Here is a 16,755-nt window from a genome sequence, read left to right as displayed (position 1 = left end):
TTTTTCATTCCGGCCCGGATAAGTGCCCTATCAAGCGCCCATAAAAAAATCCCCTGGCCGGGCTGCGCTGCCGACAGGGGAGTGAAGCGGACTCCGGCGGAGCCGCGGATGGTTCGATGAGCTTAGTTGGCCGCGAAGCAGTAGAAGAAGCCCGCGCTGCCGCTCTGGGCCAGCTGGGGCAGGCTGCAGCCGCGCGTGCCGTGCGAGGAGTTCCACGAGGCATTGGCCACCGGGTCGGGGTTGGTGCCCAGGTGGTCGTGGTGGCCGACGATGGCCGAGCCGCCTTCGCCGAGGGTCCAGTTGCGGCAGGTGCGATCGGTGCCTGCCAGCGGCGCGAAGGCGGTGCCGTCCGGGCGCGAGCCGGTCAGGATGTCGTGGCGGTTGGGGTTGTCGCCGAAGCCGTTGACCTCTTCGCCCTTTTCGGTCAGCGAGGTGGTCTTGCCGAGCTTGGCGTTGGCGCTGTGCAGGTCGTCCACGCTGGTGGCCACGGTCACGCCCTTGGCATTGACCCAGGGGCCGTGGCCGATGCGGTCGCGGGCATTGACGGCCGCTGCGGTGTCGGTGGCCGTGGTGCTGAGGTAGGCCTTCCAGGTCTTGAAGCCCGCGCCGACATTGGCGGCCAGTTGCTGGCAGTGGGAGTCGGCGCCCGCGAGGCCGCCCAGGTCGCCGCCCTTGCCCGGGTTGCTGCTGGTGACGAAGAAGCTCAACGAGCTGGAGTCACCACCGCCGCCGCAGGCGCTCAGCAGGGCGGCCGATACCGCCACCAGGCCCATTTTCCATTTGCATTGCATATGCTTCTCCGTGTCTCGGGGTTGTAGGTCGCCGGATTATTGGAGGGGGTGTGCATGCGGGCTAGTGGCCAGCTGTTATGGGCTCTATTTGGGATGCGCGGTATTGGCCACGCCGCTGCTCACATGGCCGGCCGGCACATGGCGGGCGGCCGAGCTGGCATGGCCGGTCTGGTCGTCGAAGAAGAAGTCGGGCTCGAACTCGCGCAGGAACTCGCCCTTCGAGAGACCGCCGAGGAACATCGCCTCGTCGATGCCGATGTTCCAGTCCATCAGCGTGCGGATGGCACGCTCGTTGGCCGGCGCGCTGCGCGCCGTGACCAGCGCGGTGCGGATGCGCATGGAACTATGGTTCTCGCTCTGCAGCCGGTGCAGCGCCGCCAGCAGCGGCTTGAACGGGCCGTCCGGCAGCGGGCGCGCGGCATGCTCGGTCTCGTGGCGCTGGAACTCGTCCAGCCCCTTGGCCTGGTAGATGCGCTCGGCTTCGTCCGAGAACAGCACCGCGTCGCCGTCGAAGGCGATGCGCACCTCGTCGGGGTGGCTGGCCTGCGCGGGCATCGACTCGGTGAGCACGCGCGCGGCCGGGTAGCCCAGCGCGAGCGCCTGGCGCACGTCGTCGGCGTTGGCCGACAGGAACAGGTGCGCGCCCAGCGGCCGCAGGTAGCGGAACGGGTCGCGCCCCTGCGTGAACACGCCGCGCTGCACGCTGGCCAGGCCGTGCGCATGGCACGAGCGGAACACCCGCATGCCGCTGACCGGGTCGTTGCGCGACAGCAGCACCACCTCGACCTTCTGCGCGCCGCCCTGGTTGAAGGCCAGCAGCTTGCGCACCAGCGAGAAGGCCACGCCGGGCGGCGCGGGCACGTCCAGGCGCTGCAGCTGGAGCTGGACATAGGCGTGCTCGTCGCCCTGCTCGAAGAGGCGGTTCTCCTCCTCGAAGTCGAACAGCGCGCGGGACGAGATCGCAACGACCAGTTTGTTGTCGAGCGTGGGAGCCATATGCTTTTATTTTGATAGCTGCTAGCGATTATGTGGTAAGCGCTAGCGCACGAATTGGTTCAATTGGATGATGGGCATGAGCACCGCCATCACGATCACGCCCACGACCAGGCCCATGCCCACGATGAGCAGTGGCTCCAGCAGCGTGGCCAGCCGCATCGCGCGGCGCCGGACCTCGCCGGACAGCTGCGTCGCCACGCGCTGCAGCATCTGCGGCAGCTCGCCGGTCTGTTCGCCCAGCCGGGCGAACATGGGCAGCAGCGCCGGAAAGCGCTTCTTCTGCGCCAGCGCCGAGGCCAGCGGCGCGCCCTCGCGCACCATGTCCAGCGCGTCCAGCGCGTCGTGGCGCATGGCCTGGTTGTTCACCGTGTCGGCCGCGGCCTGCAGGGCCTTGAGGATGGGCACGCCGGCATTGCTCAGCATGGCCAGCGTGGACGCGAAGCGCGCCGCGTTGTAGTTGCGCGCCAGCCGGCCCAGCACCGGCAGGCGCAGCCAGGCGGCGTCGTAGCGGCGGCGCACGTCGCTCTGACGCAGTGCCACGCGCAGCGCCACCAGCGCCAGCACCGCCACCAGCGCCGCCAGCCAGCCCCAGTGGCGGATCAGCTCGCTCAGCGCCAGCATCACGCGGGTCAGGATGGGCAAGGCATGCTTGGTGCCGGCGAACACCTCGGCCACCTGCGGCACCACGTAGCTCATCAGCACCATCACCACCACGAAGGCGAAGCAGGTGACGATGGCCGGGTACAGCGCCGCGCCGATCAGGCTGTTGCGCAACTGCTCGCGCTCCTCCAGGTCGTCGGCCAGCCGGCTCAGCACCTCGCCCAGGTGGCCGCTGTGCTCGCCCGCGTCGATCACCGCACGGTAGATGGCCGAGAAATCCGCCGGGTACAGCGCCAGCGCCTTGGCGAAGGTCGAGCCGCCGTTGACCTCGGCGCGCAGGCTGGCCACCAACTGGCGCTGGCCCTCGTGGTCGATCTCCTCCATCAGCGCGGTGAGCGCCCGCTCCAGCGGCAGGCCCGAGCCCAGCAGGCCGGCGAGCTGGCGCGTCCACACCGCCAGGCCCGTGGCGTTGAACACCGCGCGCTGCCAGCGCCGCCCGCCGCTGCCGTCGGCTGCGCCGCCCGCCGCCACCGGCTCCACCGACAGCGGCACCATGGCCTGGGCGCGCAGCTGGCTGCGCGCGGCCTTGGCGGTGTCGGCTTCGATCATGCCCTTGCGGGTCTGGCCCTGGGCGTCGAGAACTTCGTAGGAGAAAGCAGGCATGCAAACAAGAGGGAGGAGGGGCTGTCGCGGGCTATTGTGCATGAATGACAACAATCCCCGGGGATATGGCCAGCCCGCCGGCGGCCCTGTCATCGGGGTGTTATAAATACATACATGTATGTTTGCTGATGCTTGCCAGACACACCACAGCGTTCTACGTATCTATACATTTGCCCCAAGGGCGATACCGTATGATGCTGCCAGCCGGTGTTCTGCCCGGCATTTTTATGTCGAATTCCACCTTGTCCCCTCTGGTCGAACTGCGCAATGTCACCTTCGGGTATGGTGACCGCACGATCCTGCGCGAGCTGTCGCTTCAGATTCCGCGCGGCAAGGTCACGGCCCTGATGGGTGCGTCGGGCGGCGGCAAGACTACGCTGCTGCGCCTGATCGGCGGGCAGGAACGGGCCCAGTCCGGCCAGGTGCTGTTCGACGGCCAGGACGTGACGACCATGGACCAGGCGCAGCTCTACGCGGCGCGGCGCCGCATGGGCATGCTGTTCCAGTTCGGCGCGCTGTTCACCGACATGAGCGTGTTCGAGAACGTGGCCTTCCCGCTGCGCGAGCACACCGACCTGCCCGAGCCGCTGGTGCGCGACATCGTGCTGATGAAGCTGCACGCCGTCGGCCTGCGCGGCGCGCGCGACCTGCGGCCCTCACAGATTTCGGGCGGCATGGCGCGGCGCGTGGCGCTGGCGCGGGCGATCGCGCTCGACCCCGAACTCATCATGTACGACGAGCCCTTCGCCGGGCTGGACCCGATCTCGCTGGGCACCTCGGCGCAACTGATCCGCCAGCTCAACGACACCCTGGGGCTGACCACCATCATCGTTTCGCACGATGTGGAGGAAACCTTCCGCCTCGCCGACCAGGTGGTCATCCTGGGCGCGGGCGTGGTCGCCGCGCAGGGCACGCCCGACGAGGTGCGCGCCAGCAGCGATCCGCTGGTGCACCAGTTCGTCAACGCGCTGCCCGAGGGGCCGGTGCCGTTCCACTACCCTGCGCCCACGCTCGAGCAGGAATTCGGCGCGGCCGGCAGCGGCGCGGCCGGCGTCGGCGCGGCTCAGGCCAACCAGGGAGGCCGCTGATGCCGTGGTACCACCCCGCCGCCATCGGCTTCGGCATACGCCGCCAGCTGGCCGACATGGGCCAGGCCACGCGGCTGTTCCTGCGCCTGCTGGCGTCCATCGGCTACGTGCTGCGCCGCAGCGCGCTGCTGCGCGAGCAGATCCACTTCCTCGGCAACTACTCGCTGGCCATCATCGGCGTCTCGGGCCTGTTCGTGGGCTTCGTGCTCGGGCTGCAGGGCTACTACATCCTGCAGCGCTACGGCTCGGCCGAGGCCGTGGGCCTGATGGTGGCGCTGAGCCTGCTGCGCGAGCTGGGGCCGGTGGTGACGGCGCTGCTCTTCGCCGGGCGCGCGGGCACCTCGCTCACCGCCGAGGTGGGCCTGATGCGCGCGGGCGAGCAGCTCAGCGCGATGGAGATGATGGCGGTCGATCCGGTGCACCGCGTGCTGGCGCCGCGCTTCTGGGCCGGCGTGATCGTGATGCCGCTCCTGGCCGCGGTGTTCAGCGCTGTGGGCGTGATCGGCGGCTGGGTGGTCGGTGTGGTGCTGATCGGCGTGGACGGCGGCGCCTTCTGGGGCCAGATGCAATTCGGCGTGGACGTGTTCCGCGACCTGGGCAACGGCGTGGTCAAGAGCTTTGTCTTCGGCGTCACCGTGACCTTCGTGGCGCTGCTGCAGGGCTATGCGGCCAAGCCCACGCCTGAGGGCGTGTCGCGCGCGACCACCAAGACCGTGGTGATGGCGTCGCTGGCGGTGCTGGGGCTGGACTTCCTGCTCACCGCGATGATGTTCACTATATGAATGGACCCCCCCTATGTCGCTTCGCTCCTTCCCCCCAAGGGGACGACGGCCTTTGCTGCGGGGCGGCCCTGGCTGGCCGTCCCGCGGATGGGCCGTGGCAGTTTCAGGCGATGTGGGTGATGTTTGGCGCTAAGGATAAATAAGGAAAGATCTATGCAGCAATCCAAGAGCGATGTCTGGGTTGGCCTCTTCGTCCTGCTGGGGCTGGCGGCGCTGGGGTTCCTGGCGCTCAAGTCCGCGAACCTGCTGACGCTGGACTTCAGCACCGGCTACACGGTCACGGCGCGTTTCGACAACATCGGCGGGCTCAAGCCCCAGGCTGCGGTGCGCAGCGCCGGCGTGCGAGTGGGGCGCGTCAAGGCCATCGGCTTCAACGACAAGACCTTCCAGGCCGACGTGCAACTGGAGCTGAACAAGCAGTTCGCCTTCCCCAAGGACAGCTCCTTCCAGATCCTCACCAGCGGCCTGCTGGGCGACCAGTACATCGGCGTGATCGCCGGCGCCGACGAGAAAAACCTCGCGCAGGGCGATGTGATCACCTCGACGCAATCGGCCGTGGTGCTGGAAAATCTGATTGGCCAGTTCCTCTACGGCAAGGCCGAGGGCGGGGCGTCTCCCAAGCCCGAGGCCGGCCAGTGAACGGCGCAACGATGAGAACAACCATGACAACAACATCTACCACTCTGCCCCGATGGGCCGCCGCCCCGGCGCTGGTGCTGGGCACGGCACTGCTGGCCGGCTGCGCCACCGGCCCCAATGCCAACCCGGCCGACCCGCTGGAGCCCTACAACCGGGCCATGTTCGGCTTCAACGACGCGGTCGACCGAGCGGTGCTCGAGCCCGTGGCCACCGGCTACAAGAACGTGATGCCGTCGCCGGTGCGCACCGGGGTGACCAACTTCTTCTCGAACCTGGGCGACCTGTGGTCGTTCGTGAACAACGCGCTGCAGTTCAAGGGCGAGGCCGCCTACAACAGCATGGTGCGCTTCACCACCAACACGGTGTTCGGCCTGGGCGGCCTGATCGACATCGCCTCCGAGGCGAACATCGACCGCCACAAGACCGACTTCGGCCTGACCATGGCGCGCTGGGGCATGCCCTCCGGCGCGTACATCGTCTGGCCGCTGCTCGGCCCCTCGACCGTGCGCGATTCGGTGGGCATGGTGGCCGACTGGCACGGCGACCTGGTGGGCTATGTGGACCCGATCTCGGCCCGCAACTCGCTGTATGCGCTGCGCATCGTCAACACCCGCGCCAACCTGCTGGGCGCCACCTCGCTGATCGAGACCGCAGCGCTCGACAAGTACAGCTTCACCCGCGACGCCTACCTGCAGGTGCGCCAGCAGGCGGCGCAGCCCGAGTACGGCGACGAGCGCGACTGGGCCAACGAGTCGGCGCCCGAGCCGGGCACCGCCCCGATCGCCGAGCCCCCGGCCCTGCGCCTCAGGCACTGAAACCCATGCATGGCCGCGCCGAGCGCGCGAGCCCGAGAAAGGACAAGAACATGATGAACCGACGCTTCTGGATCCGTATCCTGGCCAGCACCGCCGCCGGTGCGGCCCTGATGGGCGCCACGCTCGCGCAGGCCGCCGACCTGGCGCCCGACGAGATGATCCGCCAGCTCTCCGACAAGGTGCTGAACACGCTCAAGACCGACCAGGCCATCCGCGGCGGCGACGTGAGCAAGATCACCTCCTATGTCGACTCCGAGGTCATGCCCAACGTCAACTTCCGCCGCATGATGGCGGCCGCCGTGGGCCCCAAGTGGCGCACCGCCACGCCGTCGCAGCAGCAGCAGTTGCAGGACGAGTTCAAGAAGCTGCTGGTGCGCACCTATGCGGGCGCGCTGCACCAGGTGGGCGACCAGACCATCAGTGTCAAGCCGGTGCGCATGCAGCCGGCCGACACCGAGGTGCTGGTGCGCTCCGAGATCCTGGGCCGGGGCGACCCGATCCAGCTCGACTACCGCCTGGAGAAGACCCCGGGCCAGGGCTTTGGCTGGAAGATCTACAACATCAACGTGTTGGGCGTGTGGATGGTGGAGACCTACCGCAACCAGTTCCAGCAAGAGATCAACACCAAGGGCGTGCAGGGCCTGATCGACTCGATCGTCGCCCGCAACAAGGCCAACGCGACCGCGCCGGCGCCGGTGCCGGCCCGCTGAGCCAGCTTGCCTAGCGTGACCGCGATGGATTCCGCGCTGGCCCTGCCGGCCACCCTGACCCAGGCCCAGGCCGGCGCCGCGCTGCGCCAGCTGCAGCAGGCCATGGCCGCCTTGCCCGCGCAGGCGGCGGTCGAGGTCGATGCGTCGGCGCTCGCCAGCTTCGATTCGTCGGCCATCGCCGTGCTGCTGGAGTGCCGGCGCGACGCGCTGGCCGCCGGCCGCCCGTTCGCGGTGAGGCAGGCGCCGCACACCGTGGCCACGCTGGCGCGGCTGTATGGCGTGGACGGATTGCTGCAGATCTAAAAACAGGAGCGGCTAGCGCTTGATGGACGCCGGATTGCAGCTCTTATTGCTTTGAAAACCAGACGGGATAAGCGCCAGCAGCTCCTGATTTGATGGCGCCCCGGCGCCAGCACGCCCGCGGCGTTCGCCCTACAATCCCCGACTCATGTCCGCCGTCTCCTTCCAATCCGTCTCCAAGATCTATCCCACCGCCAGGGGCCCGTTCCAGGCCCTGAACCAGGTGAGCCTGGACATCGCCGAAGGCGAGTTCTTCGGCCTGCTGGGGCCGAACGGCGCGGGCAAGACCACGATGATCAGCATCCTCGCCGGCCTGGCGCGGGCCACGAGCGGCTCGGTCAAGGTCCTGGGCAGCGATGTGCGCGGCGACTATGCCGCGGCGCGCCGCAAGCTCGGCATCGTGCCGCAGGAGCTGGTGTTCGATCCCTTCTTCAACGTGCGCGAGTCGCTGCGCATCCAGTCCGGCTATTTCGGCGTCAAGAACAACGACGACTGGATCGACGAGCTGCTCGAAAGCCTGGGCCTGGCCGACAAGGCCAACGCCAACCTGCGCCAGCTGTCGGGCGGCATGAAGCGCCGCGTGCTGGTCGCGCAGGCGCTGGTGCACAAGCCGCCGATCATCGTGCTCGACGAGCCCACCGCCGGCGTGGACGTGGAGCTGCGCCAGACGCTGTGGCAGTTCGTCTCGCGCCTCAACAAGCAAGGCCATACGGTGCTGCTGACCACCCATTACCTCGAAGAGGCCGAGGCGCTGTGCAACCGCATCGCCATGCTGCGCTCGGGCAACATCGTGGCGCTGTCCACCATGGCCGAGCTGCTGCAGGGCAGCTCCGCCAACGTGCTGCAGTTCAAGACCGACGCGGCGCTGCCGCCCGAGCTGGCGGCCATCAGCCGCGTCACCGGCCGCATCGTGCAGGTGCCGGCGGCCGATTCGCAGGCCGTCGAGGACATGCTGGCGCGCCTGCGCACCCGCGGCGTCGCGGTGGAGGACCTGGAGATCCGCCGCGCCGACCTGGAGGACGTGTTCCTGCAGGTGATGGCGCGCGACGCGGGCGTGAGCCACGCGGCCGCGCAGCTGGGCCCGGAAGGAGTCGGGCGATGAGCACCATGATGAGTGGCTGGCAGACCCTGTTCTACAAGGAGGTGCTGCGCTTCTGGAAGGTCAGCTTCCAGACCATCGCCGCGCCCGTGCTCACCGCCGTGCTCTACCTGCTGATCTTCGGCCATGTGCTGGAAGGGCGCATCACGCTGTTCGGCTCGGTGGGCTACACCGCCTTCCTGGTGCCGGGGCTGGTGATGATGAGCGTGCTGCAGAACTCCTTCGCCAACAGCTCGTCCAGCCTGGTGCAGAGCAAGATCATGGGCAGCCTGGTGTTCATCCTGCTCACGCCGCTGTCGCACTGGGCCTGGTTCTTCGCCTTCGTGGGCGCGGCCGTGGTGCGCGGGCTGGCCGTGGGGCTGGGCGTGTACCTGGTCACGCTGTTCTTCGCGCCGCCGCAGTTCGCCTCGCCGCTGTGGGCGCTGGGCTTCATGCTGCTGGGCGCGGCGCTGCTGGGCACGCTGGGGCTGATCGCCGGGCTGTGGGCCGACAAGTTCGACCAGATGGCCGCGTTCCAGAACTTCCTGATCATGCCGATGACTTTCCTGTCCGGCGTGTTCTACTCCATCCATTCGCTGCCGCCGTTCTGGCAGAAGGTGAGCCACCTGAACCCGTTCTTCTACATGATCGACGGCTTCCGCTACGGCTTCTTCGGGCAGAGCGACGTCTCGCCGTGGCTGAGTCTGGCCATCGTGGGCGGCGCGTGGCTGGTGGTCAGCGGCCTGGCCGTGCACCTGCTGCGCACCGGGTACAAGATCCGTAATTGAAAATGATAGCTGCTGGCGCTTGATGGACGGGCGCCAGAGCCCGATTTGGCATAAATATATGACCGCAGACGAACTCCAAAGCATCATCAGCGCCGGCCTGGCCTGCGAGCACATCGCGCTCGAAGGCGATGGCCGCCACTGGTTCGCCACCATCGTGTCGCCCGCGTTCGAGGGCAAACGGCTGATCCAGCGCCACCAGCTGGTCTACGCCACGCTGGGCCAGAAGATGCACACCGACGAGGTGCATGCGCTCTCCATGAAGACGCTCACGCCCGCAGAATGGGCCGCACAGCAATGACCACTTCCAGCATGATCACCCTGGCCCTGTCCAAGGGCCGCATCTTCGACGAAACCCTGCCGCTGCTGGCCGCCGCCGGCATCGAGGTGCTCGAAGACCCCGAGAAATCGCGCAAGCTCATCCTGCCCACCAACCAGGCCGACGTGCGCGTGGTGCTGGTGCGCGCCACCGATGTGCCCACCTACGTGGCCTATGGCGGTGCCGACGTGGGCGTGACCGGCAAGGACACGCTGCTCGAGCACGGCGGCGGCGGGCTGTTCCAGCCGCTGGACCTGCAGATCGCCAAGTGCCGGGTGAGCGTGGCCGTGCACAACGATTTCGACTACGCCCAGGCCGTGCAGCGCGGCGCGCGCCTGCGCGTGGCCACCAAGTACACCACCATCGCCCGCGAGTTCTTCGCGCGCAAGGGTGTGCACGTGGACCTGATCAAGCTCTACGGCAGCATGGAGCTGGCGCCGCTGACCGGCATGGCCGACGCCATCGTCGACCTGGTCTCGACCGGCAACACGCTCAAGGCCAACAACCTCAAGGAAGTCGAGCACATCATCGACATCAGCTCGCACCTCGTGGTCAACCAGGCTTCGCTCAAGCTCAAGCAGGAGCGGCTGCGCCGCATCATCCACGCCTTCGCGCAAGGGGTGGATGCACGCAACGCGGCCTGAGGGGAGAACAGCATGACATTCCAAGCCCAACCCCTGCGCCTGTCCACCGCCGACGCCGGCTTCGAGGCCGCCTTTGCCGAGCGCCTGCACTGGAGCGCCGACACCGACGCCGCCATCGAGCAGCGCGTGGCCGAGATCCTGGCCGATGTGCAGCAGCGCGGCGACGCCGCCGTGCTCGACTACACCGCCCGCTTCGACGGCCTGCAGGCCGCCGGCATGGCCGCGCTCGAATTGAAGCAGGACGAGCTCAAGGCCGCCTTCGACGGCCTGCCCACCGCGCAGCGCGACGCGCTCGAGGCTGCCGCCCGCCGCGTGCGCAGCTACCACGAGGCGCAAAAGAAGGCCAGCGGCGAGAGCTGGAGCTACCGCGACGAGGACGGCACGCTGCTGGGCCAGAAGGTCACGCCGCTGGACCGCGTGGGCATCTACGTGCCCGGCGGCAAGGCCGCGTACCCGAGCAGCGTGCTGATGAACGCCATCCCCGCGCATGTCGCGGGCGTGCAGGACATCATCATGGTCGTGCCCACGCCGCAGGGGGCCAAGAACCCGCTGGTGCTGGCCGCCGCCTACGTGGCGGGCGTGCACCGTGCCTTCACCATCGGCGGCGCCCAGGCCGTGGCCGCGCTGGCCTACGGCACGGCCACCGTGCCCAAGGTCGACAAGATCACCGGCCCCGGCAACGCCTACGTGGCCAGCGCCAAGAAGCGCGTGTTCGGCCTGGTCGGCATCGACATGATCGCCGGCCCCAGCGAAATCCTGGTGCTGGCCGACGGCAGCACGCCGCCCGACTGGGTGGCGATGGACCTGTTCAGCCAGGCCGAGCACGACGAGCTGGCGCAGTCCATCCTGCTGTGCCCGGATGCCGCCTACATCGAAGCCGTGCAGCGCGAGATCGACCGCCTGCTGCCCGAGATGCCGCGCGCCGAGATCATCGCCAAGAGCCTGAACGGCCGCGGCGCGCTGATCCTCACCAAGGACATGGAAGAGGCCTGCGCCATCAGCAACCGCATCGCGCCCGAGCACCTGGAGGTCTCCAGCCGCGACCCGCACCAGTGGGAGCCGCTGCTGCGCCACGCTGGCGCGATCTTCCTCGGCGCCTACACCAGCGAGAGCCTGGGCGACTACTGCGCCGGCCCCAACCACGTGCTGCCCACCAGCGGCACGGCGCGCTTTTCGTCGCCGCTGGGCGTGTACGACTTTCAGAAGCGCAGCAGCCTGATCGAGGTGAGCGAGCAGGGCGCGCAGACGCTGGGCCGCATCGCCAGCGTGCTGGCCCATGGCGAAGGCCTGCAGGGGCATGCGCGCGCGGCCGAGATGCGGCTGAAATAGCTTGATTGCTATTGAATAAATAGCTGCTAGCGCAATCCCAGATTGCGCTAGCGACTGATTTCTTTCAAATCCATATTCACCAGCTGCGCCAGCGCCTCGCCGCAGGGCGCCTGCAGCTTCACGTCCAGTTCCGCGTCGGCCCGGGTCACGCCCAGGTTGATGGCCGCCACCGGCAGCTGCTGCGCCTTGGCGGCATGCACGAAGCGCAGGCCCGAATACACCATCAGCGAACTGCCCACGACCAGCAGCGCATCGCTGCGCGCCAGCGTCTCCAGCGCGCCATGCACGCGCGGGCGCGGCACGTTCTCGCCATAGAACACCACATCGGGCTTGAGGATGCCGCCGCACTGCGGGCAGGGCGGCACTGCGAAACTTGAGAAATCGATGCCGCTCAGGTCGGCGTCGCCGTCGGGCGCCGTGGCAGCCTCATGGTGCCGCCAGTGCGGGTTGGCATCGTGCAGCAGGGCCTGGAAATCGGCGCGCGCCAGGCGCTGGCCGCAGCCCATGCAGACCACCTGGTCGAGCCGGCCGTGCAGGTCGACCACGCTGCGGCTGCCGGCCTGCTGGTGCAGGCCGTCCACGTTCTGGGTGATGACCTGGCTGACCCGGCCCTGTTCCTCCAGCTTCGCCAGCGCCTGGTGCGCGGCATTGGGCCGGGCGCCGCTGAACACCGGCCAGCCGATCAGGCTGCGCGCCCAGTAGCGCTGGCGCGTGGCGGCGCTGCCCATGAAGTCCTGGAAGGTGACGGGTGCCGGCCGCTTCCAGGCGCCCTGCGCGTCGCGGTAGTCGGGGATGCCGCTGCCGGTGGACAGGCCCGCGCCGGTCAGCACCGTCCAGCGCGGGCGCTGCGCGAGCAGCTGCAGCAGGCTTTCCCAGGTGGTGGCGGCGGGGGCGGAGGGGCGTTCGGTCATGGTGGGCACCATGGTACAGGCATGCCTGGTTTCAATTATTGAAACTGCCATTGGTCAATGGGGCCAGGCCTTCTACATTCGCGTTTCGCTGATTTGACAAGGAGACATTGCCATGAACCCAGGCGCCGACACGACGAGGCGACGCATTCTGCTGGCCGCTACCGCACTGGCGGCGGCCACGCCCTGGTCGCTGGCCCGCGCGGCGGGCGCCGGGCGGCCGATCCGGCTGGTCGTGCCCTTCCCCGCGGGCGGCGGCACCGATGTGCTGGCCCGCCTGCTGGCCCAGGGGCTGGGCCGCGAGCTCGGCACCACGGTGATCGTCGACAACGTGCCCGGGGCCACCGGCACCATCGGCAGCGCCCAGGTGGCGCGCAGCGCGCCGGACGGGAATACGCTGCTGCTGGGCGTCAGCGGCTCCCACGCGATCGCGCCGGCCCTGTTCAAGAACCTGCCCTACCAGCCCACGCGCGACTTCACGGCCATTGCTCGCGTTGCCCATGGCGGCAACATCCTGGTGGCGAATCCCGCCTACCCCGCCAATTCGGTGGGCGAGATGGTGGCGCAGGTGAAGAAATCCGGCGCGCCGCTGATGTATGGTTCGTGGGGCAATGGCTCGGGCGGCCACCTGGCGGGCGAGAGCATCCGCCAGGCCACCGGCATTCCCATGGAGCATGTGCCCTACAAGGGCGTGGCGCCGCTGCTGCAGGACCTGATGGGCGGCCAGATCCAGGTGGCGCTGGCCGACGTGGCCGGGGCGATGCCGCTGCTGCAGGCCGGCAGGATCAAGGCGCTGGCCGTGACCGGGCGCAAGCGCTCGTCGGCGCTGCCCAAGGTGCCCACGCTGGCGGAAGGCGGCGTGGCGTTCGACACCGAGATCTGGTTCGCGCTGTTCGCGCCTGCGCGGCTGCCGGCGGCCGACGTGGAGCGGCTGGCCCAGGCCAGCGAGCGCGTGCTGCGCCAGCCCGAGCTGAAGGAGAAGATCAACCACCTGGGCATGGAGGCCGACCCGATCTCGCGCCAGGGCTTCGACCAGCAGTGGCGCGAGGACATCGCTACCTGGGCGCGGGTGGTGAAAGCGGGCGGCATCACCCTGGAATGAGTGGATGCCGTAGCTACACGAAATTCGTGCAACACGAATTTCGTGTAAACTGCGGCCCATGAAGAATCTCACCATCACCGTCGAGGACAGCGTGCTGGAATGGGCGCGCATCGAGGCCGCCCGGCGCGGCACCAGCGTGTCGCGCATGGTGGGCGACTTCCTCGCCGAGATGCAGCGCCGCGAGGACGCCTACGAGCGCGCCTACCTGGCCTGGCGCACCGACGAGCGCAATTGGAATTCCGGCGCCAAGGCCGGGCCTGCGGGTGTCCGCGGCGTGGCGCTGTCGCGCGCCAACCCGGCGGCCCAGCCATGAGCGAGCCCACCGTCTTCGTCGACACCTCGGTGCTGATCGCCGCCGAGGACGGCGCCGCGCCCGCGGCCCAGGCGGCCGCGCTCGCCTGGCTCGACGGGCTGTGGCGCAGCCGCAGCGGCCGCACCAGCACGCAGGCGCTGGCCGAGTTCTACGACAGCGTCACCCGGCGCGAAAACCACGGCGGACGGGGCGCCATGCCGCAGGGCGACGCGCGCGCGGCCATCCGCCGCTACCACAGCTGGACACCGTGGCAGGTCGATGCCGCCACGCTGGAGACGGCCTGGGCCATCGAGGCGCGGCACCAGCTGGCCTTTGGCGACTGCCTGGCCGTGGCCTGCGCCCAGCACAGCGGCTGCGCCGTGCTGCTCTCCACCGCGCTGCCGCATGCGGCGCATTTCGGCGGCGTGCAGGTGATCGACCCCGCGCAGCAGCCGCCCACCCTTCAGGAAACCCCATGACCGACGCCTCGACCACCAGCGTTCTCGACAGCGCCCTGAACCGCATCCGCCCCGACGTGCGCGCCATGCACGCCTACCATGTGCAGCCCGCGACGGGCCTGCTCAAGCTCGACGCCATGGAGAACCCCTACAGCCTGCCGCCCGCGCTGCAGCGTGCCCTGGGCGAGCGCCTGGGCGCGCTGGCGCTGAACCGCTACCCCGGCGGCCGCAGCGACGATCTGCGCGCCGCGCTGGTGCGCCATGCCGATGCGCCCGCGGGCACGTCCCTGGTGCTGGGCAATGGCTCGGACGAGCTGATTTCGCTCATTTCGCTCGCTTGCGCCCGCCAGTCGGGCGGTGAGCGTGCAAAAGTAATAGCGCCGCTGCCCGGCTTCGTGATGTATGCGATGAGCGCGCAGCTGCAGGGCCTGGATTTCGTCGGCGTCGACCTGACGCCCGACTTCGAGCTGGACGAGGCCGCGATGCTGGCGGCCATCGCCGAGCACCGCCCGGCCATCACCTACCTGGCCTATCCCAACAACCCCACGGCCACGCTGTGGAGCGAATCGGCCATGCAAAGCGTGATCGACGCCGCGGGCCGCGTGGGCGGCATCGTGGTCGTGGACGAGGCCTACCAGCCCTTCGCCAGCCGCAGCTGGATCGAGCGCATGCGCGCCGAGCCCGCGCGCAACGGCCATGTGCTGCTGATGCGCACGCTCTCCAAGTTCGGCCTGGCGGGCGTGCGCTTGGGCTACCTGATCGGCCCGGCCGCGCTGGTGGCCGAGGTCGACAAGGTGCGCCCGCCGTACAACGTCAGCGTGCTCAACTGCGAGGCCGCGCTGTTCGCGCTCGAAAACCAAGAGGTTTTTGCGGCACAAGCCCAGGAACTGCGAGCGCAGCGCGCTATTATTTTGCAAGCGCTGCGCGCCATGCTCGGCGTGCAGAAGGTCTGGGACAGCGAGGCCAACATGGTGCTGCTGCGCGTCGCCGATGCCGGCAAGGCCTTCGCCGGCATGCGCGAGCGCGGCGTGCTCATCAAGAACGTCTCGGCCATGCACCCGCTGCTGGCAGGGTGCCTGCGCCTGACGGTGGGCACCGCCGAAGAAAACGCTACCATGCTGGCTGCGCTGCAAGCCTCTTTGTAAATCGCACACGGAAAGACCACGGTGACTTCTTCTGATCGACGCGCCAGCGTGACGCGCAACACGGCCGAAACCCGCATCCAGGTGGCCATCAACCTCGATGGCACGGGCAAGGCCGTGCTGGCCACCGGCATCGGCTTCTTCGACCACATGCTCGACCAGATCGCCCGCCATGGCTTGATCGACCTGGACATCCGCTGCGACGGCGACCTGCACATCGACGGCCACCACACGGTGGAGGACGTGGGCATTACGCTGGGCCAGGCCTTTGCCCAGGCCGTGGGCGACAAGAAGGGCATCCGCCGCTACGGCCACGCCTACGTGCCGCTGGACGAGGCGCTGTCGCGCGTGGTGATCGACTTCTCGGGCCGCCCCGGGCTGCACATGGACGTGCGCTTCAGCTCCGGCATGATCGGCCACCTCGACACGCAGCTGGTGTTCGAGTTCTTCCAGGGCTTCGTCAACCATGCGGGCGTGACGCTGCACATCGACAACCTGAAGGGTGTGAACGCGCACCACCAGTGCGAAACCATCTTCAAGGCCTTTGCCCGCGCGCTGCGCTTCGCGCTGGAGCGCGACCCGCGCATGGAAGGCGTGATCCCCTCCACGAAAGGCTCGCTGTGACGAATACCGTAGCCGTCGTCGATTACGGCATGGGCAACCTCCGCTCGGTGTCGCAGGCCGTGCTGGCCGCGGCGGCCGACACGGGCGTCCAGGTGGTCGTCACCGCGCGCCCCGAGGACGTGCGTGCCGCCAGCCGCATCGTGCTGCCGGGGCAGGGCGCCATGCGCGACTGCATGGCCGAGCTGCGCGCCTCGGGGCTGCAGGAGTCGGTGCTCGAGGCCGCGGCCTCCAAGCCGATGTTCGGCGTCTGCGTGGGCATGCAGATGCTGCTGGACCACAGCGCCGAGGGCGACACGCCGGGCCTGGGGCTGATCCCCGGCCAGGTGCTCAAGTTCGAGCTGGAGGGCCGCACCCAGGCCGATGGCAGCCGCTACAAGGTGCCGCAGATGGGCTGGAACCGCGTGCGCCAGACGCCGCATGCCGAGTTCGGCGGCCAGCCGCATCCGGTGTGGGCCGGCGTGCCCGACGATTCGTACTTCTACTTCGTGCACAGCTTCTACGCGCGCCCCGCGCAGGCCGTGCATTGCCAGGGCGAGGCCGACTATGGCGAGACTTTCGCCTGCGCTATTGGCCGCGACAATATTTTTGCGACACAATTCCACCCGGAAAAGAGCGCCGACCAGGGCCTGGCCCTGTACCGCAATTTCCTGCACTGGAATCCCTGAGTCCTTTTGTTCTACCCCCGTTTTT

General features: G+C 68.6%; 21 protein-coding genes. 17 read left to right on the top strand and 4 right to left on the bottom strand.

Translation table 11 applies throughout. The features are described 5' to 3' along the window. Positions 1-122 precede the first annotated feature (122 nt). From ACYVKR_RS09760 to gspF, 3 genes are all read right to left on the bottom strand, one after another. A complete protein-coding gene (locus ACYVKR_RS09760; RefSeq protein ID WP_460480635.1) occupies positions 123-791 on the bottom strand; it encodes a hypothetical protein in 669 nt (222 codons plus the stop codon). Between the two features lie 84 nt (positions 792-875). Next, a complete protein-coding gene (locus ACYVKR_RS09755; RefSeq protein ID WP_460480634.1) occupies positions 876-1,787 on the bottom strand; it encodes a 5'-nucleotidase in 912 nt (303 codons plus the stop codon). Positions 1,788-1,829: 42 nt separating this feature from the next. Then, positions 1,830-3,050, bottom strand: a complete 1,221-nt coding sequence (gspF, locus tag ACYVKR_RS09750) for a type II secretion system F family protein (RefSeq protein WP_460480633.1) — start codon at positions 3,048-3,050, stop codon at positions 1,830-1,832. Between the two features lie 227 nt (positions 3,051-3,277). On the opposite strand from gspF, the gene ACYVKR_RS09745 reads away from it, so the two are divergent. The 11 genes from ACYVKR_RS09745 (at position 3,278) to hisD (ending at position 11,539) form a co-directional block, all read left to right on the top strand. After that, complete coding sequence (locus ACYVKR_RS09745; RefSeq protein WP_460480632.1) at positions 3,278-4,138, top strand: ABC transporter ATP-binding protein; 861 nt, start codon at positions 3,278-3,280, stop codon at positions 4,136-4,138. After that, complete coding sequence (gene mlaE, locus ACYVKR_RS09740) at positions 4,138-4,920, top strand: lipid asymmetry maintenance ABC transporter permease subunit MlaE (protein ID WP_460480631.1); 783 nt, start codon at positions 4,138-4,140, stop codon at positions 4,918-4,920. The genes ACYVKR_RS09745 and mlaE overlap by 1 nt, the downstream gene beginning before the upstream one ends. Positions 4,921-5,073: 153 nt before the next feature. Beyond that, positions 5,074-5,559 (top strand): outer membrane lipid asymmetry maintenance protein MlaD, encoded by a 486-nt coding sequence (gene mlaD, locus ACYVKR_RS09735; RefSeq protein ID WP_460480630.1) that lies wholly within the window; start codon positions 5,074-5,076, stop codon positions 5,557-5,559. Positions 5,560-5,582: 23 nt separating this feature from the next. Then, a complete protein-coding gene (locus ACYVKR_RS09730; protein ID WP_460480629.1) occupies positions 5,583-6,374 on the top strand; it encodes an MlaA family lipoprotein in 792 nt (263 codons plus the stop codon). A 50-nt stretch (positions 6,375-6,424) separates the two neighbouring features. Further along, complete coding sequence (locus ACYVKR_RS09725) at positions 6,425-7,084, top strand: MlaC/ttg2D family ABC transporter substrate-binding protein (RefSeq protein ID WP_460480628.1); 660 nt, start codon at positions 6,425-6,427, stop codon at positions 7,082-7,084. A 24-nt stretch (positions 7,085-7,108) separates the two neighbouring features. Further along, positions 7,109-7,387 (top strand): STAS domain-containing protein, encoded by a 279-nt coding sequence (locus ACYVKR_RS09720; protein WP_460480691.1) that lies wholly within the window; start codon positions 7,109-7,111, stop codon positions 7,385-7,387. A 145-nt stretch (positions 7,388-7,532) separates the two neighbouring features. Further along, positions 7,533-8,486, top strand: coding sequence for an ABC transporter ATP-binding protein (locus ACYVKR_RS09715; protein ID WP_460480627.1), 954 nt, complete (start codon positions 7,533-7,535; stop codon positions 8,484-8,486). Positions 8,487-8,494: 8 nt separating this feature from the next. Continuing rightward, the gene (locus ACYVKR_RS09710; protein ID WP_460480690.1) at positions 8,495-9,250 is read left to right on the top strand and encodes an ABC transporter permease; all 756 of its coding nucleotides are present in this window, start codon (positions 8,495-8,497) and stop codon (positions 9,248-9,250) included. Positions 9,251-9,308: 58 nt separating this feature from the next. After that, on the top strand, positions 9,309-9,548 hold the full coding sequence (locus ACYVKR_RS09705) for a BolA family protein (protein WP_460480626.1): 240 nt from the start codon (positions 9,309-9,311) through the stop codon (positions 9,546-9,548). A gap of 11 nt (positions 9,549-9,559) precedes the next feature. Beyond that, the gene (gene hisG, locus ACYVKR_RS09700; RefSeq protein WP_460480689.1) at positions 9,560-10,210 is read left to right on the top strand and encodes an ATP phosphoribosyltransferase; all 651 of its coding nucleotides are present in this window, start codon (positions 9,560-9,562) and stop codon (positions 10,208-10,210) included. A gap of 12 nt (positions 10,211-10,222) precedes the next feature. Further along, on the top strand, positions 10,223-11,539 hold the full coding sequence (gene hisD, locus ACYVKR_RS09695; protein WP_460480625.1) for a histidinol dehydrogenase: 1,317 nt from the start codon (positions 10,223-10,225) through the stop codon (positions 11,537-11,539). 47 nt (positions 11,540-11,586) lie between these two features. On the opposite strand, the gene ACYVKR_RS09690 is transcribed toward hisD, so the two are convergent. Further along, positions 11,587-12,450, bottom strand: coding sequence for an NAD-dependent protein deacetylase (locus tag ACYVKR_RS09690; RefSeq protein ID WP_460480624.1), 864 nt, complete (start codon positions 12,448-12,450; stop codon positions 11,587-11,589). A gap of 112 nt (positions 12,451-12,562) precedes the next feature. On the opposite strand from ACYVKR_RS09690, the gene ACYVKR_RS09685 reads away from it, so the two are divergent. From ACYVKR_RS09685 to hisH, 6 genes are read left to right on the top strand one after another with little or no spacing between them, the layout of a single operon-like run. Further along, complete coding sequence (locus ACYVKR_RS09685) at positions 12,563-13,549, top strand: Bug family tripartite tricarboxylate transporter substrate binding protein (protein ID WP_460480623.1); 987 nt, start codon at positions 12,563-12,565, stop codon at positions 13,547-13,549. A gap of 58 nt (positions 13,550-13,607) precedes the next feature. After that, positions 13,608-13,862: a DUF6364 family protein gene (locus ACYVKR_RS09680; RefSeq protein WP_460480622.1), complete on the top strand. Its 255-nt coding sequence runs from the start codon at positions 13,608-13,610 to the stop codon at positions 13,860-13,862. After that, complete coding sequence (locus tag ACYVKR_RS09675; protein ID WP_460480621.1) at positions 13,859-14,320, top strand: PIN domain-containing protein; 462 nt, start codon at positions 13,859-13,861, stop codon at positions 14,318-14,320. Before ACYVKR_RS09680 ends, ACYVKR_RS09675 begins: the two co-directional genes overlap by 4 nt. Then, entirely contained in the window at positions 14,317-15,444 is a 1,128-nt protein-coding gene (locus tag ACYVKR_RS09670) for a pyridoxal phosphate-dependent aminotransferase (RefSeq protein WP_460480620.1), read from the top strand. Before ACYVKR_RS09675 ends, ACYVKR_RS09670 begins: the two co-directional genes overlap by 4 nt. Further along, positions 15,445-16,065 carry an imidazoleglycerol-phosphate dehydratase HisB gene (gene hisB, locus ACYVKR_RS09665; protein WP_460480688.1) on the top strand — a complete coding sequence of 207 codons (621 nt, stop codon included), beginning with the start codon at positions 15,445-15,447 and terminating at the stop codon, positions 16,063-16,065. Then, on the top strand, positions 16,062-16,730 hold the full coding sequence (gene hisH / locus ACYVKR_RS09660; protein WP_460480619.1) for an imidazole glycerol phosphate synthase subunit HisH: 669 nt from the start codon (positions 16,062-16,064) through the stop codon (positions 16,728-16,730). The genes hisB and hisH overlap by 4 nt, the downstream gene beginning before the upstream one ends. Positions 16,731-16,755: the final 25 nt, after the last annotated feature.

The sequence above is a fragment of the Comamonas humi genome (assembly GCF_054782535.1).
Note: the sequence above shows the minus strand (reverse complement) of the source record. Positions and strands in the feature narration are given on the sequence as shown.